Origin of the sequence: Pseudomonas sp. GM48 (assembly GCF_000282335.1) — a bacterium.
Taxonomy (GTDB): domain Bacteria; phylum Pseudomonadota; class Gammaproteobacteria; order Pseudomonadales; family Pseudomonadaceae; genus Aquipseudomonas.
Map to the genome: position 1 here is coordinate 1 of NZ_AKJM01000168.1, position 526 is coordinate 526.

General features: G+C 64.4%; 1 protein-coding gene. It reads right to left on the reverse strand.

Translation table 11 applies throughout. From position 1 onward, the window contains the following. Positions 1-526 (reverse strand): DUF6531 domain-containing protein (locus PMI28_RS02305; protein ID WP_238540720.1); only part of this gene is annotated, 526 nt, incomplete at both ends.

The window sequence follows — 526 nt, forward strand, 5'->3', positions numbered from 1 at the left end:
TCACCGGACGCGCCGCGGTCGGCCGCGGAAACGGCGTGCGACGGTTTTCGTGATCGACCCAGATCACCTGCTCGCCGTCGAGTTCCAGGCGCTGCGACAGCGAATGGCTCCAGCCAAAACCCAGGCCACTGTCGAGCTCGACGGCGCTGGTGCGGTAGAGGCGGGTGAAGTCGAACGGCAGAATGCCGTCGAGGCGGCCGTCGGTGAGGGTCAGCAGTTCTTCGCCGGTGACCATCGACACCGGGCAGTTGTGGGTGGCGGTGCGCTCGACGGTGTCGACGCTGTCGCCGTTGGGGTTTTTCGCCTGTTGGGGCGCGTCGTCGTGGTGTTCGTTGGGCTTGAGCGTGGTGTTGCGCTTGGCATTCCAGCGCAATTGCATCCGGCCTTTTTTCAGGCCTGCTGCGACACCGCGGGCAGCGACGGTTTTGTAGCGGTCGACATAACCGATGAACTGGCTGACGAGGCCAAAGATCGCTTTGACGAACCCCAGCACCACGTCCAGCAATTGCGCGCCATGCCGCGCCAA